Origin of the sequence: Aliiroseovarius crassostreae, from assembly GCF_025137635.1 — a bacterium.
GTDB classification, from domain to species: Bacteria; Pseudomonadota; Alphaproteobacteria; order Rhodobacterales; family Rhodobacteraceae; genus Aliiroseovarius; species Aliiroseovarius crassostreae.
In genome coordinates this window covers 77101-101602 of sequence record NZ_CP080773.1, presented here as the reverse complement: position 1 = coordinate 101602, position 24502 = coordinate 77101, and the positions used below count along the sequence as shown (strand labels likewise).

Below are 24502 nucleotides of genomic sequence, written 5' to 3'. Positions count from 1 at the left end.
TGTAGTATGTGCAGAAATGCTGGCCGAGATGCTGAGTTTAATCAGGATTTGCTTCGGTTCCTAGCAGCGATTGGCCAAGCACCCCGCGGGTCGAAACCCACGAGGTGCTATTATTGGATCAGAATTTCAGCTCATACAGAAGGCTGCCCCCCCATGTCTCGGATGCGTTGTCGCCAATGCCGTCATAGAACAGGTCAACACTGACGGATGAGCGCTCCGACAGGGTAACAAGCCCCCCGAACTCCACCCCGAACGAGGATGAACTGGTATGGGTTCCCCCATTGTCCGTGTCACTAAAGCGCGCGTGTATACCGGGGGTCAGAAGGATGTCGAAGTCGTTCAGCGTGACAGGGATTTCCAGATCCAAGCCAAGATGTGCTGTCTTCTGTTCCAACGTCTGTTCCGGCACCACAGCACCGACGCTGTTGGTATAGGCGTGTTGGTAATCACGCAGGTACAGAAGATCCACGGATGGGACCAAGGTCATGCCATTTGCCATCGCAATGCTGCCTTCCACCCCAAGCGTTGCCAGTGTGCGGGTGCTGTCAAAGCGATCGGTGGGCCGCCCAGCCAATGTCAGATCATTTTCGGTGCGTCCATGCAGCAGGCTGCCGGTAAAGACCAGTGGTTGATTAGCAAGGCGTGCAGCGAAATACGGCCCAATCAGATAGCCCCTGCTTTCGATGTCGCGCGTGCTGCTCTCGGAACCGGTCCAATCGAATTGTACCATCGCACCGATAATCAGATCCTCGGATACCGAGAAATGGGATCCGAATGTCAGATGCGTATAGGACTGATGATCGTCTCCCTCTTGGTTCCATAGCGCGGTGCCGTCCGCCCAGATATACGCGCCATAGCTGGTCGAGAAGTCGATTTTTCCACGCGTGGCTGTGGCCGAAGCTCTCAGCGAACCGCCACCGGGTTTCAGGAAACGCGACAGTTTTGGCTGCGCCCGGACCAAAAGCCCTGCACGGTATGACATGAAATCACGGATTTCTTCCTGTGACATCGCAACCGAGCTGCCAGCAATGCTGATGATCGCCGAGGCTTCGTTCAGGTTGCCACTTGCGCCAAGGGCACCGTCTTCCTGCACCCGAACCGTGACGGCCTGGTTCTGATCCTGTGGCGTGATCACCAGGCTGTACGTGTCACCGCTGCCCGTAACCCCAGTAACAGCCGCGTTCTGGACGGACACGTCGCTGGCCGTGAACCCGGTGACCGCCTCCGAGAAGAGAACAGTCAGCATGAAGGGCGTGTTGCCGTCATGATAGCTGGGTGCACCAGATAGCGTGACGGTCGGTCGCGTGGTGTTTGCGGCGCCGTTCACGGTGATCGTGACGGTGGAGGCAGGCGAGGCCTCGATGCCGTCATTGACGATCAGCTGGAAGGTCAGCAGCTCGCTTGCGCCAATCGCCACGGTGGGCGCGGTGAAGCTGGGGCTTTGCGCCGTCGCGTCCGACAGGGTGACGCTTGTGCCCGCGGTCTGGGTCCAGGCATAGGTCAGCGACTGCCCCACATCATTGGCATCCGACCCCGAGCCATCCAGCGTGACACTGCTGGCCGAGGGGACACTCTGCGCGCTGCCCGCATCCGCAGTGGGCGTGGTGTTCGCCGCGCCATTGACGGTGATCGTGACGGTGGAGGCGGCTGAGGCCTCGATGCCGTCATTGACGATCAGCTGGAAGGTCAGCAGCTCGCTTGCGCCAATCGCCACGGTGGGCGCGGTGAAGCTGGGGCTTTGCGCCGTCGCGTCCGACAGGGTGACGCTTGTGCCTGCGGTCTGGGTCCAGGCATAGGTCAGCGACTGCCCCACATCATTGGCATCCGACCCCGAGCCATCCAGCGTGACACTGCTGGCCGAGGGGACACTCTGCGCGCTGCCCGCATCCGCAGTGGGCGTGGTGTTCGCCGCGCCATTGACGGTGATCGTGACGGTGGAGGCGGCTGAGGCCTCGATGCCGTCATTGACGATCAGCTGGAAGGTCAGCAGCTCGCTTGCGCCAATCGCCACGGTGGGCGCGGTGAAGCTGGGGCTTTGCGCCGTCGCGTCCGACAGGGTGACGCTTGTGCCTGCGGTCTGGGTCCAGGCATAGGTCAGCGACTGCCCCACATCATTGGCATCCGACCCCGAGCCATCCAGCGTGACACTGCTGGCCGAGGGGACACTCTGCGCGCTGCCCGCATCCGCAGTGGGCGTGGTGTTCGCCGCGCCATTGACGGTGATCGTGACGGTGGAGGCGGCTGAGGCCTCGATGCCGTCATTGACGATCAGCTGGAAGGTCAGCAGCTCGCTTGCGCCAATCGCCACGGTGGGCGCGGTGAAGCTGGGGCTTTGCGCCGTCGCGTCCGACAGGGTGACGCTTGTGCCTGCGGTCTGGGTCCAGGCATAGGTCAGCGACTGCCCCACATCATTGGCATCCGACCCCGAGCCATCCAGCGTGACACTGCTGGCCGAGGGGACACTCTGCGCGCTGCCCGCATCCGCAGTGGGCGTGGTGTTCGCCGCGCCATTGACGGTGATCGTGACGGTGGAGGCGGCTGAGGCCTCGATGCCGTCATTGACGATCAGCTGGAAGGTCAGCAGCTCGCTTGCGCCAATCGCCACGGTGGGCGCGGTGAAGCTGGGGCTTTGCGCCGTCGCGTCCGACAGGGTGACGCTTGTGCCTGCGGTCTGGGTCCAGGCATAGGTCAGCGACTGCCCCACATCATTGGCATCCGACCCCGAGCCATCCAGCGTGACACTGCTGGCCGAGGGGACACTCTGCGCGCTGCCCGCATCCGCAGTGGGCGTGGTGTTCGCCGCGCCATTGACGGTGATCGTGACGGTGGAGGCGGCTGAGGCCTCGATGCCGTCATTGACGATCAGCTGGAAGGTCAGCAGCTCGCTTGCGCCAATCGCCACGGTGGGCGCGGTGAAGCTGGGGCTTTGCGCCGTCGCGTCCGACAGGGTGACGCTTGTGCCTGCGGTCTGGGTCCAGGCATAGGTCAGCGACTGCCCCACATCATTGGCATCCGACCCCGAGCCATCCAGCGTGACACTGCTGGCCGAGGGGACACTCTGCGCGCTGCCCGCATCCGCAGTGGGCGTGGTGTTCGCCGCGCCATTGACGGTGATCGTGACGGTGGAGGCGGCTGAGGCCTCGATGCCGTCATTGACGATCAGCTGGAAGGTCAGCAGCTCGCTTGCGCCAATCGCCACGGTGGGCGCGGTGAAGCTGGGGCTTTGCGCCGTCGCGTCCGACAGGGTGACGCTTGTGCCTGCGGTCTGGGTCCAGGCATAGGTCAGCGACTGCCCCACATCATTGGCATCCGACCCCGAGCCATCCAGCGTGACACTGCTGGCCGAGGGGACACTCTGCGCGCTGCCCGCATCCGCAGTGGGCGTGGTGTTCGCCGCGCCATTGACGGTGATCGTGACGGTGGAGGCGGCTGAGGCCTCGATGCCGTCATTGACGATCAGCTGGAAGGTCAGCAGCTCGCTTGCGCCAATCGCCACGGTGGGCGCGGTGAAGCTGGGGCTTTGCGCCGTCGCGTCCGACAGGGTGACGCTTGTGCCTGCGGTCTGGGTCCAGGCATAGGTCAGCGACTGCCCCACATCATTGGCATCCGACCCCGAGCCATCCAGCGTGACACTGCTGGCCGAGGGGACACTCTGCGCGCTGCCCGCATCCGCAGTGGGCGTGGTGTTCGCCGCGCCATTGACGGTGATCGTGACGGTGGAGGCGGCTGAGGCCTCGATGCCGTCATTGACGATCAGCTGGAAGGTCAGCAGCTCGCTTGCGCCGATCGCCACGGTGGGCGCGGTGAAGCTGGGGCTTTGGGCGGTGGTGTCCGACAGGGTGACACTTGTGCCCGCGGTCTGGGTCCAGGCATAGGTCAGCGACTGCCCCGCATCATTGGCATCCGAGCCGGAGCCATCCAGCGTGACACTGCTGGCCGAGGCAACCGTCTGCGCGCTGCCCGCATCGGCGGTGGGCGTGGTGTTTGCGGCGCCATTCACGGTGATCGTGACGGTGGAGGCAGGTGATGCCGCGATGCCGTCATTGACGATCAGCTGGAAGGTCAGCATCTCGCTTGCGCCGATCGCCACGGTGGGCGCGGTGAAGCTGGGGCTTTGGGCGGTGGTGTCCGACAGGGTGACACTTGTGCCCGCGGTCTGGGTCCAGGCATAGGTCAGCGACTGCCCCGCATCATTGGCATCCGAGCCGGAGCCATCCAGCGTGACACTGCTGGCCGAGGCAACCGTCTGCGCGCTGCCCGCATCGGCGGTGGGCGTGGTGTTTGGAGGCGTTGCAGCAACGCGACTGTTCACAAGTTGGGTGCCGCTCGCCCCTTTGACACCGATTTCGTAGTCATACCATTGGCCGCCATATTGACCGGTAAAGCTTACGCCGACAAAATCATCCGCCGCGTATGTCCCATTGGCACCATCCGAAACATAGTTCGTGATCCCTGTGATGTTGCAACGGGTCGCGATCTCGGATGCGAGGATATCACCTGGTCCCCAGCTCTGAATGCTCCCTCCAAGCCAATAGTTCCCCCCCGACGACCCGCTGGCGAAGTTTACCTGCGCCTCGCTTGTGCCCGGATCATAATATGGATTGAAGTTACAGTTGGTTTCGGTCACGCCAACCGGTTTCAGAACTGTGTCAAAGAAAGTGCCCCCACCAAGCGCGTGGGCTTGAGTGGCCGATAAAACCCCCAGTGTCAGGGCCATAAATGTATTGCGTCGCAAGCAGTTCAGTATCATCGCATCATCCGTTGGTAGTCGGCGCCGCACGCCATCAAAAACGATGATCAGGATAGTTTGAGAAAAATTTATTTCTGTGCGCCGAAGCACAGAGCACGCCGCGGCTGGTGGTTCAGGATTAAGGGGATCTCTGCCTTGGCGGGGACATGAAAGATTTACCCTATTCGGAGTTGACCCATGGAACCATTCCTTGCCCAAATCATGCTGTTTGGTGGAAACTTTGCCCCGCGCGGATGGGCATTCTGCGACGGACAGCTGTTGCCTATTTCTTCAAACAGCGCGTTGTTCAGCTTGCTTGGAACGATCTATGGCGGCGACGGGCGCACTACATTTGCCCTGCCCGACCTTCGTGGACGCGCCCCGATTCACGCCGGAACTGGTCCAGGTCTCTCCCCCCGGCGGCTGGGAGAGAAAATGGGGGTGGAAGACGTCACTTTGAATGTGACCCAGATGCCATCGCATAACCACGGTTTGATGGTTGCAAATCAGCCGGCCGACAACAGCCGTCCCAGTGCGGATATGTTGGCGCGTGCCGAAATCTACACCTCCAACTTAACGTCTCCGACACCGCTTGCCACGCAATCCATTGCAAATGCGGGTGGCGGCCAGTCGCACGAAAACATGCAGCCCAGCATTGCCATGAACTATATCATTGCGCTGCAGGGGATTTTCCCGTCGCGCAGCTGATCCGTTGAAGATCCCAACGTTAAACGTTTGGGCGGGATGCAATTCCCGCCTAAGCTGTTTTTTGAAACAACCACATAAGGCACTGAAATGAAAAATCCATTCTCGTTTTTCTCGGCAGCGATACTGTGTTCCGCACTTGTAGCAGGCGTGGTTTGGGCGTCTGACCATCGGGATGCACCAGCGACGCAAATGGACCCGATGTCCGACATTGGCGACAGTTTCTTGTTCCGTGGCGCGCAGACTGGTGGTCTGACCATGGCTTATACGCTGAACCCGCTGTCGGGCAGTGGCGCGCCGGGGACGCAGGCATCGGATGAAATCCGGCTCGATCCGGAACGTGTCTATATGTTCAAGCTGGATACGGACGGGGATCTGCTTGCAGACATTGCCTATAAGATCCGCGTCAGGGATATCGATGGCGAGAAACAGAAACAGCGTGTCGAGATGCTGCGCGCCGAAGGCCGAGAGGCGCAGTCCCATGAATGGATTGGAAAGCCGGTGGGCAAGGGCTTCACCACGGCGCTGAATGCACCACTTGAAGTGACCCAAGGCGAGAACGGAGAGCTTTTGTTCATCGGCCCACGCCGGGATCCATTCTTTTTTAATTTCACCTCGGTTCAGGCACCCGCTGCCCAGGCGATCAAACAAGCATTGGCCGGCGGCGATCATCTGCCTGCGGCCCCCACATCCCTTGGCGCGTTTGGCATCACCGATATGACCTTGATTGTGCTAGAGGTTCCAGAGCTGGCCGAACAGGCATTGGGCTACTGGGCCGTTGTCGCCGACAGCCTGGGCCATTCCGTAGACCGTATGGGCCGGGCGGGCGTTCAGGGGATCTTCTTCGTGGATCCCCCGGTGGGCTATAACAAGTGGCATTATCTGCCAGTTGAAAACAATGGGCGCCATTATGACACTGTCGGCGAATTCAATGATGCTTACAACGCGGCCAGCCCTGATCAGGGTCTCGAAGATTTCGGGGCGCAATTCCGGTTCAGTTTCAAGCGGCTGGAAGTGCTTGAGGACACAATCGAAGAACACGTCACCTTCTATGCCCCGGATATGCTGCGCTGGGACCCGACGCTAAAGCCCGGATATCCGAATGGTCGGAGCTTTGCAGAGGACGCGATCTATTGGACGATCAAGGATGTGAACCCGTTCATGTGGGAAGATCCGGACAGTTTCCTGCCCCGCACATCGGATCAGAATCTGAACCCTGAAAAATTCCCATATGCTGCGCCATCCATTAATCAGGCTTGGAAGCCCGGCGTGCCGGTGCGGCCTGTTGCCCCGATCTATATGGAGTAATCCTGTGCGGGCCGGAATATATTGACCGGCCCGCGTCCGCGCACGTCGATCTGGCCGTCGGATCGAAATGCGTTTGAGCGCCTCAGCAGCTCAAACGTGCTTTCAGACAACAGCATACTGTTCACATGGCTCGCCCTGACCAGCCGCGCGGCAAGGTTGACCGTATCCCCCCACACATCAAAGCTTAGGCGATCCTGACCAATGACCCCTGTCGACACGGGACCCGAGTTGATGCCGATCCGGATCTGCCACAGCGGCATATCTTCCGTGATCCCAAACGGACGCACGGTCTTGACGTATGTCAGGCAGTTCTGCGCGGCCTGGAGCATCCGATCGGCTGATGCAACATCATCGCTCAACCCGGCGACGCACATATAGGCGTCCCCGATGGTCTTCACTTTCTCGACGCCATGTTTGGCGGCAATGCGGTCGAACTCGGAATAGTACTGGTCCAGAATCTGCACCAGGATCATTGGATCCAGAGTTTCCGCATGGGCGGTAAACCCTACGAAATCCGCAAACATTACCGTTGCGTTCTCAAACCGGCGGGGCACCACGCCGCCATTTTGACGTAGCTCATGCGCCACGGTTTCAGGCATAATGGAATGCAGAAGCTTTTCTGTGCGACGCTGTTCCTTCTGCAGCTGCGCATGCAGTTTCTCAAGCTCTGCTTTTGCGGTCTCAACCTCGGCCAGAACGCGGCGTTGGAAGGACTGGCCCGTGTCAATCAGATGCTCCAGTTCAGCGCGGCGCAGTTGCGATCGTTCCAGCCTTCTCTTCAGCCGTAAGATCTCGCGTTCTGCTTCGCTGCTGGCCCCGGACATGTGCGGTTTACCCTTCTTTTTCCCCTATAAAGACCGCAACAAATGCATTGGTGTGGGTTAGTGGCGGTCCCCCCGGTGTATCCGGACTGATTTCACCATAGCAATAGAAACCGGCTGTGGGGACATCATGGCCAACGATTTCGCGGATCCCGTCGTATTCCTCGCGGGTGCGGGTGCCCAGTGTGGCACGACGTCCACCACAGGAGAACAAGAGCGCGGCGTCAATGCGTCCGCCATCAAATCCGGCCACCGCTTGCCCGGCGGCGTTGCGGGCGGCATCAATGATCTCTTGCCGGGATGCAGTGGCGATCTGCACGGTGCTACCTTCGGCCACCGGGTTTACAAGGTGAAGCGCTCCGGTTTCCGCATCGAAGTTCAACGGTGACGACAGCACCAGTGACTTGCGGCTTTCATCTTTCACAGCCAGCGGAAAGAAGACCGAGGGTTGTTGAAGGTATTCTGCATAAAGATCTGCGGCTGGCCGGTCATCGATGCAATGCACCACCGGGCCATCGGCTTTGGTGACTTTGTGTGGCTGGCCCAAGGGGACGTAACCGGTGGACACACCTGTCGAGACATTCAGCGCGCCAAACACCATCAACACAACAACGCCGTCGCTCATCACCTGATCATTGCAAAGCTGCTTGGTCCCTTCAAAGCGCAGCTGATCCCCGGCCGCGCCGCCAACGATCATCGCATCGGGGCCCGTCGCGTCGCGCAGCCCATCAAGCAGGTGGTGGATATTGGTGCCCAGCCCCTCCAGAAGCGCGACGGTAAGGGCGGGCGGTCCATCTTCACCGGCCTGCGCCATGTCGACAGCCGCTTTTGTGGCGCCTTTCGGGTCTGCGATTGCGCCGGACCCACAGCCGACCGCGAACCGAATACTGTCCGAGGCAAACAAAGTGATAACCAGACTGTCCTCGATAAAGCCTTCTCCGCTGGCGATCTCACCATCCGTGCTGCATCCAGCAATCACAATGTCGGGGAACCGGTCGCGCAGCACCTGTGCTGCGACGGCCAAATCCATGTCGACAGCCGCATAGACCAGCGCAGCTCGAGGCGTTTGCCCATCCAGTGCGTTGACGGCGCTGGTCAGAGCATCTTCTGCAGACAGCTTGGTATCCGGATCATCGGACCAACCGGTTCCAACTTTGAACATTGTATCTCCTTCAAACTCATCGGCTGATTGCCGTTACGGTGCTATCCCCTGGACAGGCCGTGTTCCTTCATAACCGCAAGCGCTGCATCCTGTGCAGTTTTACGGAAACTTTTTACCACTTCAGGCAGATAGTTTCCTTCAGACGTCGCCGAGACCCATGGATCCTGTGTTGTGGAAATCAGGAATGACAGCGCGGCACCTTCGGTCGGTTGCAACCCGGCACGCGCGCCGAAAGCATCCACGAACTCCTGTCCGTAATCGGGTACGTCAAACGCAGACGAGGTCACAAACATCGGCTGTTTCGGAACCGTCCCACCGTCAAAGACACTGATCGACAGCGCCTGATAGATTGCGGTGTTCAGCGCATTCATCAATGCAGGATCGCTGTTCCAACCGTCCCTGGTTTTAAAGTTCGCACTATAGGTAACGATGTTCTGATCCGAGCCCAGCTCTTTGAACAGTTTCAGCGCCTCAGGATCGTTCAGCAGGAACTCGACCAGCTCGTCATTCTGCTTTGGCACGATGTGATCACGGATAAAGGCAATCTGGCGGGCCACCTCGTCCGGCCCCAGCCCCTCTTTCTCAGCGGGCAGTCTTTGGAAGGGAACAACCTTGATGAAATCATCCGTCCCATCCAACGCGACAAGTTCCGCATAAAGACGTTTCGAATTGAAGATACATTTCCCAAGAAGTTTCCCATAGCCGGATTTATCCGGGCGGATCATGGCGTGGGACAGATACACACCTGCCGCCGCTGCGCCGGGCTTGGATCCTTCGATCCCGTAGACCCCGACCGTCGGATCGACACCCCCGTGATACACCACGGGCGCGGTGAAGGTGATCATGTCGCGCATCGCCCCATTGCGATAGCACAGCGCGCCCGCCGGATAGGGAATGAACCCCGCCTTGTGCGGGTCGACAGTTTGCGTATCGGCATGTTTGAAGGCGCGGTATTGGCGCAGGACATAGTCGCTCATGATCATGGCGGGGGTCTGTTCCCACGCACCCGCCTGATCCGGGTCAATGGGATCCTTGCTGTCGCGCAGCATCGAGGCGAAATACCCGCCCCACGCGCCATCCACATGCAAACAGAACTCCAGACCTTTGGCGCGGAATTCTTCGCGCAGCTCGACAATATCTGCCAGCGGGTCAACTGCGCTTTCCTCGGTCGAGCCGATGACGGCCACAACTTCGATCACAGGGCGCTTGTTATCCAGACAGTCCTGCAACATCTCGCGCAGGCGATCCATCCGCATCCGTCCGTTCAGATCCACATGCACGCGGTGCAGCTGGTTTGCACCCAGCCCAATCAGTGCCGCAGATTTCGGCCAGGAATAGTGCGCCGTCGCAGGGGCCAGAACAATCGGAAGGGCCTGCACATCTTTTGCAATGAAGCGTTGCTGATATTCCGCAAGCCCCAGATTCTGTACAGAGTACTTATCCAGTGCGGCCTTGATCGCGGCCTGTGTCACACCAAAGTCCGATTGCAGACGCGGGGACAGGGCAATCACGTCATCCACGGCGACGTTCAAAAGCTCCCAGCAGCTAAGATCCAGCAGCTTGGCAATCTGTCCGTTTGCCAGCGTGACGGTCACGTCCTTGCCTGCCGCCATGCCTGGTTCATTCCGAATGGCCTCGGCCAGAGTGATCGGCATGTATTTCAGATTGCGCGCGGCCCACATGGATTCACCATTGGCGACAGATCCATCGCAGGTGATATGCGCCCATGGGGTGATCTGGTTTGCACCCGAGGCATTATCCTCCGGGACCTCGTAGCCCAGCATCCGGGCCAGATCTTTGCCGACTTCGATTTCCAGCAGGGTTGTCACGGGCGACGCTTCGGCCGCGACATTGTTCTGGTTGTACAGCATCGCCGCGAAATAGCCGATCGCGCCGGGCATGGTGATGTCCCAGTACATATGCGACTGGTTGCGATAGCTGGACAGTGGGATGGAGCCGTGCAGCGCGCCCAGAAGATCGTCAAGCTTATGATCCAGTGCGTCAATGGTGCGCTTATACTCTCCTGAGGCTTTGATCTCGGGCGTTACAAAGGGAGGATCATCGAATTGCGCACCATATTCACGACGGGCGTTACAATGCGCCTCAACCGCGCGCCCCACCGAACGCGACAGGACGTCCTGATTTTCTGCCAGGGGCCCAAGGAACCAACCGGCAAGAGATTCACTGCCCTTGCTACGGTCAAGATCCATCCGTCCCGCATCTTTTTCTTTCTGATGAAACTCCGTCAGGACGGATTGAATGCGCGCCTGTTTCCCTGTCAAACTCATGGGGGTCTCCTCGTTTTTCCTGACGCCCCGATGTCAATGTCGACGGGCGTGCCTGTTCCCACAAATCATCATGCGGAGTTTCTGGTTTCCGACTGTGTCGAGGCGCACGTTTCTGATGGAATGACCTCGTTACATCTCTGCGGAAAGAAGCGCGTTCAGATCGCGAATGACGACCTTCTTGCGCGTGGTTTCGATCACACCCGCCTTGCTCAGTCGGGCCACTGCGCGGCTCACGGCTTCGCGGTTCGATCCGACATAGCCAGCCATCACTTCATGGGTGGGCATGTCCGTAATCTCGCCACCTTCGATCAATTGCTCTTGTTCTTGTGCCAGTTGCATTAACCGGATGCGCAGACGGGTTTCGACGTCGTGTACGATCAGACCAAACACGCGTTCATTCATGTGGCGCAGACGCTCAGCAAGATCACGTGCCAGATTGATGGCAACTTGCGGGAAGCGGTTCAGAAGGTCCAAGAAATCCTCTTTGCGAAGTTTCGCCAGAACGCAATCCGTCTGCGCCGAGATCGTGATCGAACGCTCGGCCCCATCCAACGCCGCCAGTTCGCCAAAATATCCACCCTGCCCGATTTTATTGAACAAGATCTCGCGGCCATTCTGCGCAACAATCTGGCCGATAATCGACCCCGAGATCAGGAAATATGTGTCGGTGGTTTGGTCCCCGCTCATCACGATCAGCCTGCCCTTGGGTGCGGTGACGATCTCGGCGTTCTGGGTAAAACTTTCGACGATTTGCGCAGGCAAATCAGCAAACAGAGAACACTGTCCGAGGGCAGTCGGAATATCTGATGGCTGTATCTTCTGACGCAACATTCTGGCCCCCAATTGGGCGCCCCGAAATACCCGAAAATCAGATTTCCGGCAGTTTTCCGGCCTCCTGTGCCCTGAGACACATATGCAGCACTGCTTGCGCGATAGTCAAGCAACACCATAAGGCGAGTAATCGTCATGGTCGAAACCGAACACCTTCAGAGGAGATTTATTATGTGTGTTAGTGTTGCATTTACAGCAGGTTGCACTTTCTCGGACGTCGCCGAGGCAACCAAAGCTGCTTCGAACGCTCAACTATCTGCAAGCGATAACTGCGTCAGCGTTCTGTTTACCGCTGGCTGCAGCTTTGACAGTGTTGCCGAAGCGCAGGCCGCAGCCCAGCCCCATCTGGATGCCATGGCGGAAGCCGCTGGCAGCTGCGGGAAGGTCATGTTCACGGCTGTCTGCTCTGTCTGATCAAAGCTTGGGGGCAGCACCGTCTGGTTGCTGCCCCTTTTTTCTGATGTTTGACCGAGGCCATCATGGAACCTGTTGCACGCAATATCATGCAAAAGCTTCTGGATCAGAAGCTGATCACAAACCGGGATATTGTGAACGGATCCATCGCCATTCTGATGGGTCGCCAGCGGAACCGTTTCTTCGCGTTCAAACAACTTAACGGCCCGTCCTTTTTTATGAAGCAGGCCCATGAAGCCGAGCCTGGCACGCAAGAGTCGCTTGCGCTTGAAGCGGGTATCTATCAGGCGGTCTCGGACCATCCAGCGTTTGGCAGCCTGCGCAAACTGATGCCGCGGTTGCTGCATTTTGATCCTGACAGCTCGACCCTGACACTGGAGCTGATCCGCGATGCAAGCGACATTGGGTCGGCATCACGAAACGCGTCACATATCGACCCAGAGCTTGTCCGGCAGGCAGGCGTAATTGCGGCCAGGTTTCACTCGGTACCATTGGCGGATATCGAGGATCTGAACCTGAATTTCGACAGAAAACCGCATTGGATCTTCCGCCTGGAAGAAGACCCAAGCCCGCTGCCGTCATTGCGTGGGCGCAGCAAAGCGAGCGCGGAATTGATCGATCTGATCCGCAGTCAGCCTGACCTGAAGACTTGCCTTTCTGACTGCTGCCAGGACAGCTCGTCCGAAGTATTGATCCACGGGGATTTCAAATGGGAGAACTTCCTGATCACGGATCACACTGCAACTGAAAAACTGAAATTGATCGACTGGGAACGCGCAAATATCGGTGATCCCGCATGGGATGTGGGCTGCGGTATAGCTGCGTTTCTGATCCATCAGATCATGCGACCGGACGCCCCCGAAAACCCCGAACAAATTCTTGGTGCCCCGGAAAACGTCAGCAGCATGCAGGCATATTGGTCAGGCTATATGTCAACCCGCCCCTTCACGATGGACCCGCTTGCAGACTTCCGCGCGCATTGTCTGAACATGGCCGCCGCGCGGATGTTGGTTGCTGCATATGAGTACTGCTTTGCACAGGATGAATTGCCGGCGCAGTCACGGGCATTCGTGAACATGGCGCAGTATCTGATTGCCGCTGAAGGGCAGGCTCAGGCGGTCCGCGCATTGTCCGGCACGGAAAGAGCAGCAGCATGAAACAGCGCTTGCAAGACTTCGTATCCCACATCCGTTTCGGCCCACAGGACGCGTTGATTTTCCGCGATCAGCCGACCCAGTCGACATCGACGCCCGAGGTTGATCAGCTGACGCAAGTGACTGAGTTTGTTTACAAATACCTCTATACGCACCCGTCTGGTGACATTGCCCAGGCCTTCCGCGCGACGCCGCCAGATGCAAAGCTGATTGCCAAGCTTTCAAACGCCAACACGACCCGCGCGGATGTTCAGCAAGGGTGGGTCATGCGGACAGCTCTGCCTGATGGCGCCGTAATTGCCGAGCGTTTTGGGAAAGTATGCAAGTTTCTGCCCGGCCAGTTTCTGGCGGATCCCATGTCGCTGCCAATCCGCACGGGCTCGGCTCTGACGGTGACGCATATGACGGGCACCGCCCTTATGCAGCCTGGCTTTTTCCATATGTTCGGGCAAGAACAGATGGATCTGGCAGAACAGGCCAGGACGGTCAGGCTGTATCTGAATCTGAAAGGCGCCGGGGCAGCCGAGCCCGCCGCAGCTTTGCTGACCGGTATGCTGAATAGCTACAAGATTCCGTTTACCTGCAAGTTTGCAACCCGATTGACGGACTATTCGCGCGCCGACACTGCCGTGTTGTACCTGCCCCAGCGATTTGTCCGCATCTTTCAGCTGGCATTTGCGGATGTCCAGACAGCTCTTGGTGCCCATTTGGGTGCCGAGGTCCCGGTATTCACACGCAGGATCGCTCCGGGGGTCGGCTTTGCGGAAGATCCGACCGGAGAAATCAGTTTCGGAGCGGCGCGCAGCAAACTTGTGGCCGAAGCGATGCTGTCCAGCCGTATCTCCAACCGGATGGATACAGACAAATTCTGGTCTGAGTTCTTGGCGCTCTGTGCCGCGCGCGGCCTTGATCCGGATGCGCTGCACCTGAACCCCGGATCGTCAGATACGTTCTATTTCCCCGCCGAAATCGCAGAGGTGGCCGCATGAATGATACCGAAATCCTGAACGCCGCCTTGACCATCGGCAAGATGTTGGCGCGTGACGCGATTTGGGACGGTGACCGTTGCAACTGGCTGGGTCCGGTCAACGATTTCTTCTTTGGCACCATGTTGTCCGGATATGGAACCATGGGCCCTGCGCTCTATGACGGAACCGCCGGCATCGCGTTGTTTTTGGCTGAGCTGGGCAACCTGACAGATGATCATGTCATCACCCAGACGGCGATCGGGGCGATGAACCACTCCGTGTCCCGATATCAGGATTGCCCTGCTTCTGTGTCCTTGTCCTTTTATACCGGGCATGTTGGGATTGGCTATGCCGCCATCCGGGTCGGTCAGCTTTTCGATCGCAAAGCGCTTATCGCCGGTGGGGTGGAGATCATCCGGCAGGCTCTGCACAGCGATAGTTCCGGCAAGTGCATTCTGGACGTGATGTTGGGTGTCGCGGCCTCTATTCCAGCGGTTCTTTCGCTACGCACCGCATTCAATGGGGACGAGCTTGAAGCGCCTTTGCTAAGCTGGGGGCATGCCATTCTGGGCCAAGGTCAGACGAATGATGCGGGCCTATCGTGGAACACCAGCGCCGAGATGAAACGAAATGCGGGCGATGCCGAGTGGCTTCAATCGGATTTGGCCGCGCGCCCAAACCTGCTGGGATATGGCCACGGCGCGGGGGGGATCGGGCTTGCATTGCTTGAACTGGGGACGGCGTTCGGTATCCCGGCAATGTCCAAGGCCGGGTTGCAGGCATTCGCCTACGAGGATCATTGGTTCGATGATGACCGGCAATGCTGGCCGGATTTGCGGTTTCATGACAATCCAGACGCGAAGGGGCGCACCGAAGTCGCATGGTGCCACGGTGCGACCGGGATCGGTCTGGCCCGTTTTCGCGCCTTCGAACTGACGGGGATGCCCGCACTTCTGGAAGATGCCCAAAAAGCAACACGACTGACCCGACAGGCGCTTGCGACGCGATTGACGCCTGCCACCAATCTATGTCTCTGCCATGGGGTTGGCAGTGACCTGGAGCTGATTTTGCGGGCGCGTCAAGAATGCTGCGGCGAAGACCACGAGCTTATCAACAATGTGCATGACTTCATCGCGGGTGACTTTCTGGATCAGCAGCGCCCCCTGCCATATGGAGGAGGGGAACGTCATCAGCCGCCGGGCTTGATGACGGGTCTGGCAGGCACGGGTTACACCTTTCTGCGCAGCCTTGAACAAGCACCGCCATCCTTGCTGTGCCCCGGATTGGGATCAGATGTGACGAGCACGGCCCAACAGCGATTAGCGGGCTGAGCGCCGCTGAAAAGAGCTACTCCAAACGCAGCGAGGTCTCGGTCTCGGACGTGCCGCTCTCATTGCTGAAAGCTGCGCGGTGTGCCGAAACAATGACCCCTGCCCCACCATGCTGGCAGAGGTCTTGCGCTCTACTCAAACTTCTCAGGCGATACTGGCGCCCTTCCTTCAAAGCTGCAGGGGAGCGCAATGTGACAGATCATTCAGTTGTTGTCAGATGATCTCGATGCCTGGTTCTCTGCAACCGAAAGTCTCAAGCAGTTTTCCGATGGTTGGTATCGCCAAGTGTATAATCTCGAATATGCAGCAAAGCGACTGGGGCTTCTGCCTGCCAGGTTGGCGTACCATCATGCAGTCGTTTGCACTGCGCAAGGGCATGCTGAAACCGCCATGAGGATAGCCGACACTGCGGTGGCAAAAACGGGGCCAAAGGCCACAACGCTTCGAGCGTGGATTAAGGCATTTCAGAAAGAGGTAAGTGGCACCTGAGAATTCGACGTTTCAGATTGAAAATCATTGGGTCTTAAAACTTAAGAATTCAAATCGCTAAGTGCTTGATCTTATTGCACTCGGGGTCTCGTCAATGAGCTGGTCCGACAGAATTTTCAAACGAAGCGCTAATTCAGTATCAAAACAGATGTTTGCTTGGGGGCGCTGACCTTCTGTGGACGCTTTCCGACCTAGTGAATGATTTCCTATTCCCCGGAAGATGGGCTTTCAAAGATGAAATGCCAGTCATTATAGGTGGTTAATATGACTTCCTGGCCAGATTGCAGGCGAGAAACCTTGCGCGCAGGTGTCCTGGTGGAGGCAAGAAAAATACCATGGATCTGCCCTTTGGCATTTCTCAAAAGCTCCCATTCGGCGTCCTCGAACGGAGAGACAGGTGCGCGACGCAGGTGGCGATGCTGTCCCATGCGGCTATCATTGAGAAGCTGGTCCAGGCGTGAGGGCAAGGTCGGGTTTGTTGGGTCCAGCTTCCAGTAAAACGCCAGCGCCCGGACAAACGCCTCTCCTTCGGCGGACACACGCTGGTCCAGATGCCGCCGGGCCGCGTGACTTTGGCGAAGCGCAACCCCCTGCCCTGCCACGGCAAGCACAAGCAAAACCCCAAGAATGATCGGATATGAAAACCCGCCCTGCCCCCTTAAAACATTTTGAGGAAAACCGGCGACACTGGGGTTGCTCGAAACGCGTGGAATCTTTTGATTTTGCACGCATTTTGAAATCATCTTGTGGCTCAAGTCAGTTTTGAAACGCTTTAGTTGGACCATGAGGTCAGATCCTGGTTTTCACCGGTGCCCCCCTCGACCCCATCCGCGCCATAGGACAGGATTTCAAAATGCCCGTCCCGACCGGGATACAGGTAAACATAGGGGTTGCCCCAGGGATCCAGGGGAATGTTCTTGCGCAGATATGGCCCGTTCCAACCGGAAATGCCGGGATTTTCGCGTAGAACTGCAAGCCCTTGCTGGGTTGAGGGGAACTGGCCGGTATCCACCCAGAAGCTTTCCAAGGCGGTGGTGAAATTGCCAATCTGCCCGCGGGCAATGGTCTGTTTTGCCGGGTTGATCTTGTTGTAAAGCAAGGGGCCGACAAGCCCGGCCAGCAGGCCGATGATCACCAGGACAACCAAAAGCTCCATCAATGTGAACCCGGCGTCGTCTTTGAGGCGGGATTTGAAATGGTTACCAATCTGCATAAATACTCCCATCAAGCGCGGTTTGCGTTGATCTGCTTTTCACATCCATGATGCCGGCCCGGTCTTCGGTCAGCACCACGTCCCAGTCGGATTGACCCCGCTCTATCGTGTCTTCCGGCAAGGCGCGCAAATACCCCTCTTTCACCAACGCATCGAGTGTTTCAGGATAGGCCAGGTGATCGGCATAATACTCGTCGAGCACCACGCGCATGGTTTTGAGATTGCCCCGCAAACTGGCCTCGCGCGCTTTTTGAACCGAGCTGGTCATCAGCGGGGCGGCCAGCCCGGCCAGCAGACCGACAATCGCCAACACCACCAGAACCTCTGTGATGGTATACCCCTTTTCGGATCGCAGCTTACCATTCATCTATTCTGGTCCCATCCAAGGCAATCCGGTCGGTATTGGCGCGCAGATCAAAAATATCGACCTTGTTCCACCGCGTCGCGTCCGGGGCATCGCGCAGGCCCAAAAGCCGCCATGGCATTTCGGGATCAAGCGCAAAGGGGTTGGGCGGCACCTGTCGTAAATAGCGGCGTGGCCCCTTGCCGTCGCTGGTCGGCACCCCTTCGGTCAGGCTGTCCCAATTGCGGGGATACCCGTCTGGGCTGACCCCCGCCGCCCCGTCCATCAAGGCCCCGTCCATCCAGTCGGCATGAAACCGATCTATGGCGTCGCGCACGGAAATCAGATCCCGGCGCAGCTGGTATTCTTTCTCGCGCAAGGCTCTTTTTTGCACCTGAGGAACAGCAATCATGGTGATGATCGACAGGATCAAAAGCACCATGATCATCTCGACAAGCGTGGCCCCACGCGGATCGCTGAGTTTACTTCGCCACAATTTTCGCAGATCCCAGTTCCGGTTTGACGCCCCCGGCCGGAGGTGTCTCCATCTCGATCAGAAAATAGGACAGGCCCGGCTTGCGGCCCGACAGGGTGAGCTGGGCAAGGGCCCCTGACCCGGTCCTGACCCCGGCGATCGTGACAATCCCTGCATCATTGTCATAGGTGACCTGCGCGCCGCTTCCATTTGCGGCGGTGCCGGATTTCACCAACACGATATTGCGGTTGAACCGGATGCGGAACGTTGCATTGGTCCCTGCGGGCAGGCCTGTTGCCTGCACATCAACCGTCACCTCACCATCCGATGGGATTTCATAGATTGAATTGCTGAACCCGATTTTTGGGGGTGTTGCAGAAGGCGCTGCACCGGCTGCGGGGGCTGTCCCCAATGTCGGTTTCGGAGGTGTTGCAATCACCGGGCTGAGGGTGGCGGGTTTTGCACCGGATTTGCCATCCATATCCAGACGAATGACGGCCCCTCCCGGCGCGCCACTGGACAGGAATTTGAATTCGTTTTCCGAACTCACCCTGCTGCCGGTGCCGGAATAAAACTCGGTATCCGCCGGTGAAGGAATATCCCATCCTTTCACGATCCGTGGTGTCAGGGTCAGCAGGATGTCGGTCCGCGTGCCCTGCCCGTCCCGCACCTGAAACAGCTTGCCAATGATCGGGATCTCTCCCAATCCGGGAACACGCTTCACCGTTGCGCGTTCTTCATCGCGGATCAGCCCCCCCATGATGGCAGTCTCATTGTCATTGAGCACCATATTGGTCGACACATTCCGGGTGCCGATGGAAAAGGCGCTTTCCTCGGCGGTGCCAAGGTTCTGCCCGAGGCTGCTGACCTCAAGGTTCAGGGCAACATCAACGGTATTGTCCAGTAAGACTTTCGGCGTGACCTCCAGTTTGATCCCGATATCGCGATATTCAAACGACGTGCGGGTCTGGCCATTTGGGTCCAGAACGGTGGCGGCGCGAAGTGGCACGCGGTCACCGATATGGATGGTGGCGGGTTTCTGGCTTACCGTTCGGATGCGGGGGCTTGCCAGTGTGCGTGCATCCACATCCTGTTTGAAGAACTTGATGCTGGCCGCCGGAAGCGTGACCACGGAAGAGGCAAGTTCGCTCTCGGCTGATCCATCCCGGATCTGTGAGAGGGTGAGTTTCGGCGGGGATACGGTGATCTGCGACCCGTAATCCACCCCGAGATTTTCACTTTTCGTGCGGTTGACCTCAAGGATCTCCACTTCCATCGACACTTCGGCCAGTCGCCGGTCATTGGCCCGGATCAGGCGATCGGCCAAGGCGAGTTTTTCGCGGGTGGCCCGCAGGGTGATCGAGTTGTTGTCGGTATTGGCGCTGACATTGGACACGTCCAGCACGCGCTCCACCAACCCGCGGATCTGTTCGGCGGGTGCGGTTTCAAGGAAGAAGGTCCGCACATGGTAATCGGAATTGGCCGCGCGCGCTTCCGGGCTGTCCTTGAAAATCAGCACGGCATTGTCCCCCATTGGGCGGAAATGCGTGCCGCTGGCTTTCAGCATCAGCCGAAAGGCCTGATCAAAGGACACCCGTTCGGCGTAAAGAGACAGGCGTTGATCATCGAGACCTGCGTCAAAAATGATGTTCAACCCGTAATTCTTACCAAGTGCCAGAAAGGCATCTTTCATATCCGCATCCCGGAAATTGACCGTTGCGGGCGCCGCGGATTTCAGGCGAATGGGTTTGGGCGCCGTGTGAATCGGGTTGCTGCCATAAGCCCGGTTCAACAGCTGCAGCGCCTCGCGGTTGTTCGGATCAACCTGTAGCGCCTCTTCAAGCTGGGAAATGGCCCGTTCAGTACGGCCGAGTTTCAGGCTGGAACGTCCCTGTGCCATCAGGGCCTGGGACCGGCGCCTGTCTTTGATGTCCTCGAGGGCCGCGCGCAAAAGCTGGCTTTCGGGCACCACCAGCAATCCCTTGCTGAACAGACCTTCTGCTGATCCCAAATCCCCTTCCGCCAGCACCGCTCGCCCGGATTTGAGGTAATGATCTTCCGCGCCTTGAATTGCGCTCAACAGGGCGGTGCGGTGTTCGCTTTGGTCGGGATAGGCATAGGCTTTTTCGCGGGCCAGAGAAACGGTGACCGGCCAATGCGATCCATCTTTCCCCGTTGCCACAAGGGATGGCGGGCGCGTGCGGTCTTCCATACAGCCCTGCAGGAGAAGCCCAATCAGCACGGCACAAGTCGCGCGCAATACCCAAGCCGAAATCGTATTCATGCACTCACTCGACAACAATGTCCCGTACCAAGTCCAATTCCGGATGTGAAATCCGCACCTCGGTCAGGCTCACCACCTCCAAACGCAGCCCTTCCCCCAGATCGGTCCCGGCCAGCGCCGTGCCGTTGAAGAAAGGAGCATTAACCATAGCACTTAAACCACTTTTGGACGAAAGAATACCCGTTATACGAATATTGCGCAGGTTGATGCGGGCGGTTTCAAGGGCGACTTCCCTTGGGTCAGGGGATTGGGGTGCCTTGGGCGGAACCGGTTGCGACAATTTCGGGGCCGTGGGCTGAGGTGGGGCTTTGACGAACACAAACAGGTCCCGTGGGGTCCCGTTCGCCCTCTCCGCGCGAAGTCCGGGGGCATGAAGGTCCGGCAGGGTCGTGGGGGCCAGCGATGTGGAACGCAGTTGTTCCTCGCTGTTTGGCAGTGCTGGCCCGGTCCAGTAGCGATAGAGGTTCAACCCTCCCAGTGTCAGGATCAATAATGCAGCGATCCATGCCCGTCTTGTCATTGCTGCCCCTCCCGCAGGAACGTCACAAGCTTCACCCGCGCCTTCTGTTTGCCCGCCTTCTGAGGTTTCCAGTCCACCTCTTCGATCACATTCAGATAATCGGACCCTTCCAGCAAATGCAGGAAATAGCGGATACCGGCATAGCTGCCTTCAACCGTCAGTTCCTGTCGGAACTGCATCAGCTTGTCCGAAACCGCCACCAAGGTGTTGTCACCGTGCACCACATCAATTGCGGCGCGGCGCACCAGCCGATTGGTCTGGGACACGAGCTGGGCCTGATCCAGCGGGTGAGAAATCAACCCGTCAAGGGTTTGCAACTCGGTGCGGGCCTCTTCGACCCTTTCTGCAATCGCCCGTCGGGATCGCAGATCACGCAATTGCGCGGTTGCGTCACGATGGGTCTGTTGCGCCGCATCAAACGCCTTCCTCTGCGTCTGCCATCCGGTCAGGAACAGTCCAAGATGCGCAATCAGCAGGCCCGCTACGATCATTGTCAGCAAGGCGATGGACGGAATTCTGAGATATCTGAGGATATGTCGGGTCATGGCATCACCCGGAGATCGTATTGCACCAGTCGGCCGGAGGCTCCGTCGAGCGTGATCTGCCGCTCAACCGCAAACTGATTGGGGGCGAGGATGTCACGCAGCTTATGAAGGGTGGCCAGCAGGGTCTGTTCGGTTTCAGACAGGATCGACAGTTGGACAAATTCCCCCGCCCGATCATATGTCAGCCCGCCCAGACGGACGTCTGGCCCGATCCCTTGTTCCAACCCGTCCAGAATTGCGGGCAGGTCAAGAGTGCGGGCCGGAATTCTATCATTGTACCAGTGAATGCGCTGCGCCAATGCGTCAATCTCGGCCTGAGAGGGCAGCGTGCCTTCAGCGGCCTGTTCCTGGGCAAGTTGCCCAGATACGCGTGCTGTTTGCGCCTGAAGGCGGTCTGTCTCGGCTCCAAGCTGTTCAATCTCATCAACCCGAACCCAAAGGCCAAGGATCAATAGAAGGGATATTGCCAAAAGCACCGTGACCAAGGGGCGTTTCAATGACCGTGGGGGGGAGATAACAGACAGTGTCAATTTGCATCCTCCGTCACAAGGCTAGACAGAGGTTTGCCCTTGCAGTGCGGCATGAAATCCACCTCAAGACCAAGCTCGCGCGCAATTTCTGTCACATGGGTAATATCCCGTTCCGGGTGATGTATCAGGCGCAGGATCCCGGCGTTGCCCCAGCTTGCCCCCTGCGACATCACCATCCGTTTCAGTCGCGACCAGACCGGGGCAAGTGAAGCGTCTTTTTCTGACCAGGCTGCAAAATAGAGCGGCGAAAGCCCGGTTCCGCGTAAATGGAAACGCCACCACCCGTTCCCTATAAACAGGTCAATCCCGTCGCTCTGCGCCTGGTGCGTGGGCTGGGCAAACAGGTAAGACCCCAACGCATCTATCCGTGAGGGCAACAGGGCGTGTTCCCACAGCTGGGATTGCAGGGCAGTGACCAGTTCCTGCGATACGGAATGGGCAAAAACTTTTGTTGTCCCGCCCTCAGTTCCACCCGTGACATGGCCCACCGCCCGCGTGGCGGGGTCCAGATCAAGCACTGCCGCATGTTGCCAGGCCACCAGATCATCCGCGGCCTTCTTCTGCGCGGGAAAAACCTCAAATTCCAGTTCTGTGGATTGGAAAAGCGGATCCGGAAGGGCGACATTCAGCGTGACATCAGCCCGTTTCACCGCTCGCGGGAAGCGGTCCACCAATTCGGCCAGGCAGGGTTGGAGATCCGCCAGTTGCCCCTGTCGCAGCCCGGTTTCACAGCTGAGGGTTTCGGTCTGAACGACCTGCCCCTGACCTGTGCGGTAACTCATAGAAAGCTCGTCGCTCCCCAGCACCAGACCCAACCGGCGTTTCTCAGTTCTCATGACGCTTGCCCAATACCCGTTCCACTTCTGCCTGCGAGGTGATGCCCTGCTGCACCAGCTGTTCTGCCGCCTGTTGCAAGCTGCGCATTCCCTTGCGGTTTCGGGCCGCGTTCAGATTGCCAAAAACAGATCGGTTCACGATCAGCTCGGCGATCTCTTCATCCAGAACCAGATGTTCAAGGGCTGCCAGCCGACCGCGATAACCGGTATCGGAACAGGATATGCACCCCACCGCCCGAAACAGGCCTGCCCCCGCTTCGTGGTCAGCTTCTTTGCAGTTCTCGCAAAGCCTGCGAAACAGACGTTGGGCAAAAACAGAGTTCAGTGCGGCGACAAAGTCATGCAAATCAATGCCCCAATGGGTAAACCGGCCGATCACATCCAAAGTATTGTTCGCGTGGATTGAGGCGAGCACCAGATGACCGGTCAGGGCGGCCTGAATGGCAATCTCGGCCGTTTCACGGTCGCGGATTTCGCCAACCATGATCTTGTCCGGGTCGTGACGCAGGATCGAGCGTAGCCCGGCGGCAAAGCTCAGTCCTTTCTTTTCGTTCACGGGAATTTGCACGACATTGGAGATCTGGTACTCGATGGGATCTTCGATGGTGATGATCTTTTGCATGCCATCATTCATTTCACCCAGCGTGCCATAAAGCGTTGTGGTTTTCCCGCTGCCGGTCGGCCCGGTGATCAGCATCAGCCCATAGGGTGCGCGCGCTTCTTCAAGCAGCACTTTCAGGTCTTCTTCGGCGATACCGAGCCCGCGCAGCGACAGCGGGTCACCGGTTTTGGACAACGACCCCTTGTCCAGCACCCGGATCACCACATCTTCGCCAAACTGCGTGGGCAGCACAGAGACCCGAAAATCGATATCCCGGTTTTCAAAGCGCATCCGGAACCGGCCGTCCTGGGGAATGCGCTGTTCAGCGATATCAAGCTCCGCCAGCACCTTGATCCGCGAGACAAGCTCTTCGTGGTGGCTGGCGTCAATATGATCGGTGGCAGGCTGCAAGATCCCATCGATCCGGTATTTGAGTTCCAGCCGCGCTTCGGCCAGTTCAAAATGAATATCGCTGACCTGTTTTTCCAGTGCCGCCATCAGGATCGAGTTCAGCAGGCGCACGATGCCAGTCTGCCCGACGACAGAAGCCAGATCCACCACGTCTTCTTTTCCGCCGCCCGTGTCACGGATCACCTGAGGTTGGAAATCGCGGGCCACATTGCGCAAGACCTGACCGCTGCCATCTGCCCGGCGCAAATAGGCCAGGATGTCGGATTTCTCGGCCACAGCAAGTTCAACCTCACCCCCGGCCAGATGCAGCAATTGATGCTCCAGCGCCATGTTGCCGGGATCAGTGATGGCAATGCGCACGGCCCCGTTATCTGCACGAAAGGGCGCCGCGGTCAGACGCAGGGCATGTTCGACAGACAGGATGTTGAACAGGTCCGGGTCGACCCGGCGGCCGGACAGGGATACCCAGTCAACACCCAAGGCCGCCGCCCGCGCCCGCAGCGTCTCGTGTTGTGACAGGTCTGTGTTGGTCTGGTCCATTTTC

The 24502-nt window shown here is 58.4% G+C and carries 21 protein-coding genes; 6 read left to right on the top strand and 15 right to left on the bottom strand.

Annotated elements, in window-relative coordinates; translation table 11 throughout:
- Positions 1–118: 118 nt before the first annotated feature.
- Positions 119–4717, bottom strand: a complete 4599-nt coding sequence (locus K3J57_RS15545) for a PKD domain-containing protein (RefSeq protein WP_259797990.1) — start codon at positions 4715–4717, stop codon at positions 119–121.
- A 210-nt stretch (positions 4718–4927) separates the two neighbouring features.
- Here K3J57_RS15545 and K3J57_RS15540 point away from each other — a divergent pair, with 210 nt between their 5' ends.
- On the top strand, positions 4928–5437 hold the full coding sequence (locus K3J57_RS15540; protein ID WP_259795259.1) for a phage tail protein: 510 nt from the start codon (positions 4928–4930) through the stop codon (positions 5435–5437).
- A gap of 87 nt (positions 5438–5524) precedes the next feature.
- A complete protein-coding gene (locus K3J57_RS15535) occupies positions 5525–6742 on the top strand; it encodes a DUF4331 family protein (RefSeq protein WP_259797989.1) in 1218 nt (405 codons plus the stop codon).
- On the opposite strand, the gene K3J57_RS15530 is transcribed toward K3J57_RS15535, so the two are convergent.
- The 4 genes from K3J57_RS15530 to K3J57_RS15515 all read right to left on the bottom strand — a co-directional run bounded on the left by K3J57_RS15530 (position 6730) and on the right by K3J57_RS15515 (position 11775).
- On the bottom strand, positions 6730–7566 hold the full coding sequence (locus tag K3J57_RS15530; RefSeq protein ID WP_259795258.1) for an adenylate/guanylate cyclase domain-containing protein: 837 nt from the start codon (positions 7564–7566) through the stop codon (positions 6730–6732). The genes K3J57_RS15535 and K3J57_RS15530 overlap by 13 nt on opposite strands.
- Positions 7567–7573: 7 nt before the next feature.
- Positions 7574–8725, bottom strand: coding sequence for an FIST signal transduction protein (locus K3J57_RS15525; protein WP_259797988.1), 1152 nt, complete (start codon positions 8723–8725; stop codon positions 7574–7576).
- A 41-nt stretch (positions 8726–8766) separates the two neighbouring features.
- A complete protein-coding gene (locus tag K3J57_RS15520; RefSeq protein ID WP_259797987.1) occupies positions 8767–11013 on the bottom strand; it encodes a pyridoxal phosphate-dependent decarboxylase family protein in 2247 nt (748 codons plus the stop codon).
- A 129-nt stretch (positions 11014–11142) separates the two neighbouring features.
- Complete coding sequence (locus K3J57_RS15515) at positions 11143–11775, bottom strand: Crp/Fnr family transcriptional regulator (RefSeq protein WP_259795249.1); 633 nt, start codon at positions 11773–11775, stop codon at positions 11143–11145.
- Between the two features lie 240 nt (positions 11776–12015).
- Here K3J57_RS15515 and K3J57_RS15510 point away from each other — a divergent pair, with 240 nt between their 5' ends.
- From K3J57_RS15510 to K3J57_RS15495, 4 genes are all read left to right on the top strand, one after another.
- Positions 12016–12258 carry a hypothetical protein gene (locus K3J57_RS15510; RefSeq protein WP_259787105.1) on the top strand — a complete coding sequence of 81 codons (243 nt, stop codon included), beginning with the start codon at positions 12016–12018 and terminating at the stop codon, positions 12256–12258.
- A gap of 65 nt (positions 12259–12323) precedes the next feature.
- Positions 12324–13415: a phosphotransferase gene (locus K3J57_RS15505; protein WP_259797986.1), complete on the top strand. Its 1092-nt coding sequence runs from the start codon at positions 12324–12326 to the stop codon at positions 13413–13415.
- A complete protein-coding gene (locus tag K3J57_RS15500; protein ID WP_259797985.1) occupies positions 13412–14401 on the top strand; it encodes a T3SS effector HopA1 family protein in 990 nt (329 codons plus the stop codon). Before K3J57_RS15505 ends, K3J57_RS15500 begins: the two co-directional genes overlap by 4 nt.
- On the top strand, positions 14398–15711 hold the full coding sequence (locus K3J57_RS15495) for a lanthionine synthetase LanC family protein (RefSeq protein ID WP_259797984.1): 1314 nt from the start codon (positions 14398–14400) through the stop codon (positions 15709–15711). Before K3J57_RS15500 ends, K3J57_RS15495 begins: the two co-directional genes overlap by 4 nt.
- 695 nt (positions 15712–16406) lie before the next feature.
- On the opposite strand, the gene K3J57_RS15490 is transcribed toward K3J57_RS15495, so the two are convergent.
- From K3J57_RS15490 to K3J57_RS15445, 10 genes are all read right to left on the bottom strand, one after another.
- Complete coding sequence (locus tag K3J57_RS15490; protein ID WP_259797983.1) at positions 16407–16811, bottom strand: hypothetical protein; 405 nt, start codon at positions 16809–16811, stop codon at positions 16407–16409.
- Positions 16812–16972: 161 nt separating this feature from the next.
- A complete protein-coding gene (gene gspG / locus K3J57_RS15485; RefSeq protein ID WP_259797982.1) occupies positions 16973–17413 on the bottom strand; it encodes a type II secretion system major pseudopilin GspG in 441 nt (146 codons plus the stop codon).
- Positions 17400–17780, bottom strand: coding sequence for a type II secretion system protein (locus tag K3J57_RS15480; protein ID WP_259797981.1), 381 nt, complete (start codon positions 17778–17780; stop codon positions 17400–17402). Before K3J57_RS15480 ends, gspG begins: the two co-directional genes overlap by 14 nt.
- Complete coding sequence (locus K3J57_RS15475; protein WP_259797979.1) at positions 17770–18252, bottom strand: type IV pilin protein; 483 nt, start codon at positions 18250–18252, stop codon at positions 17770–17772. The genes K3J57_RS15480 and K3J57_RS15475 overlap by 11 nt, the downstream gene beginning before the upstream one ends.
- Complete coding sequence (locus tag K3J57_RS15470; RefSeq protein WP_259797977.1) at positions 18239–20443, bottom strand: secretin GspD/PilQ domain-containing protein; 2205 nt, start codon at positions 20441–20443, stop codon at positions 18239–18241. The genes K3J57_RS15475 and K3J57_RS15470 overlap by 14 nt, the downstream gene beginning before the upstream one ends.
- 76 nt (positions 20444–20519) lie before the next feature.
- Positions 20520–21035, bottom strand: a complete 516-nt coding sequence (locus tag K3J57_RS15465; RefSeq protein WP_259787092.1) for a hypothetical protein — start codon at positions 21033–21035, stop codon at positions 20520–20522.
- Positions 21032–21580, bottom strand: coding sequence for a hypothetical protein (locus tag K3J57_RS15460; RefSeq protein WP_259795233.1), 549 nt, complete (start codon positions 21578–21580; stop codon positions 21032–21034). The genes K3J57_RS15465 and K3J57_RS15460 overlap by 4 nt, the downstream gene beginning before the upstream one ends.
- Positions 21577–22110: a hypothetical protein gene (locus K3J57_RS15455; RefSeq protein ID WP_259795231.1), complete on the bottom strand. Its 534-nt coding sequence runs from the start codon at positions 22108–22110 to the stop codon at positions 21577–21579. Before K3J57_RS15455 ends, K3J57_RS15460 begins: the two co-directional genes overlap by 4 nt.
- Positions 22107–22946: a hypothetical protein gene (locus tag K3J57_RS15450; RefSeq protein ID WP_259795228.1), complete on the bottom strand. Its 840-nt coding sequence runs from the start codon at positions 22944–22946 to the stop codon at positions 22107–22109. Before K3J57_RS15450 ends, K3J57_RS15455 begins: the two co-directional genes overlap by 4 nt.
- Positions 22936–24498 (bottom strand): GspE/PulE family protein, encoded by a 1563-nt coding sequence (locus K3J57_RS15445; RefSeq protein WP_259797974.1) that lies wholly within the window; start codon positions 24496–24498, stop codon positions 22936–22938. Before K3J57_RS15445 ends, K3J57_RS15450 begins: the two co-directional genes overlap by 11 nt.
- Positions 24499–24502: the final 4 nt, after the last annotated feature.

Excerpts from the sequence above, each read along its gene's own strand:
- K3J57_RS15545 (WP_259797990.1), bottom strand. The coding sequence starts at position 4,717 with ATGGCCCTGACACTGGGGGTTTTATCGGCCACTCAAGCCCACGCGCTT.
- K3J57_RS15540 (WP_259795259.1), top strand. The coding sequence starts at position 4,928 with ATGGAACCATTCCTTGCCCAAATCATGCTGTTTGGTGGAAACTTTGCC.
- K3J57_RS15535 (WP_259797989.1), top strand. The coding sequence starts at position 5,525 with ATGAAAAATCCATTCTCGTTTTTCTCGGCAGCGATACTGTGTTCCGCA.
- K3J57_RS15530 (WP_259795258.1), bottom strand. The coding sequence starts at position 7,566 with ATGTCCGGGGCCAGCAGCGAAGCAGAACGCGAGATCTTACGGCTGAAG.
- K3J57_RS15525 (WP_259797988.1), bottom strand. The coding sequence starts at position 8,725 with ATGTTCAAAGTTGGAACCGGTTGGTCCGATGATCCGGATACCAAGCTG.
- K3J57_RS15520 (WP_259797987.1), bottom strand. The coding sequence starts at position 11,013 with ATGAGTTTGACAGGGAAACAGGCGCGCATTCAATCCGTCCTGACGGAG.
- K3J57_RS15510 (WP_259787105.1), top strand. The coding sequence starts at position 12,016 with ATGTGTGTTAGTGTTGCATTTACAGCAGGTTGCACTTTCTCGGACGTC.
- K3J57_RS15505 (WP_259797986.1), top strand. The coding sequence starts at position 12,324 with ATGGAACCTGTTGCACGCAATATCATGCAAAAGCTTCTGGATCAGAAG.
- K3J57_RS15500 (WP_259797985.1), top strand. The coding sequence starts at position 13,412 with ATGAAACAGCGCTTGCAAGACTTCGTATCCCACATCCGTTTCGGCCCA.
- K3J57_RS15495 (WP_259797984.1), top strand. The coding sequence starts at position 14,398 with ATGAATGATACCGAAATCCTGAACGCCGCCTTGACCATCGGCAAGATG.
- gspG (WP_259797982.1), bottom strand. The coding sequence starts at position 17,413 with ATGCAGATTGGTAACCATTTCAAATCCCGCCTCAAAGACGACGCCGGG.
- K3J57_RS15480 (WP_259797981.1), bottom strand. The coding sequence starts at position 17,780 with ATGAATGGTAAGCTGCGATCCGAAAAGGGGTATACCATCACAGAGGTT.
- K3J57_RS15470 (WP_259797977.1), bottom strand. The coding sequence starts at position 20,443 with ATGGAAGACCGCACGCGCCCGCCATCCCTTGTGGCAACGGGGAAAGAT.
- K3J57_RS15465 (WP_259787092.1), bottom strand. The coding sequence starts at position 21,035 with ATGACAAGACGGGCATGGATCGCTGCATTATTGATCCTGACACTGGGA.
- K3J57_RS15460 (WP_259795233.1), bottom strand. The coding sequence starts at position 21,580 with ATGACCCGACATATCCTCAGATATCTCAGAATTCCGTCCATCGCCTTG.
- K3J57_RS15450 (WP_259795228.1), bottom strand. The coding sequence starts at position 22,946 with ATGAGAACTGAGAAACGCCGGTTGGGTCTGGTGCTGGGGAGCGACGAG.
- K3J57_RS15445 (WP_259797974.1), bottom strand. The coding sequence starts at position 24,498 with ATGGACCAGACCAACACAGACCTGTCACAACACGAGACGCTGCGGGCG.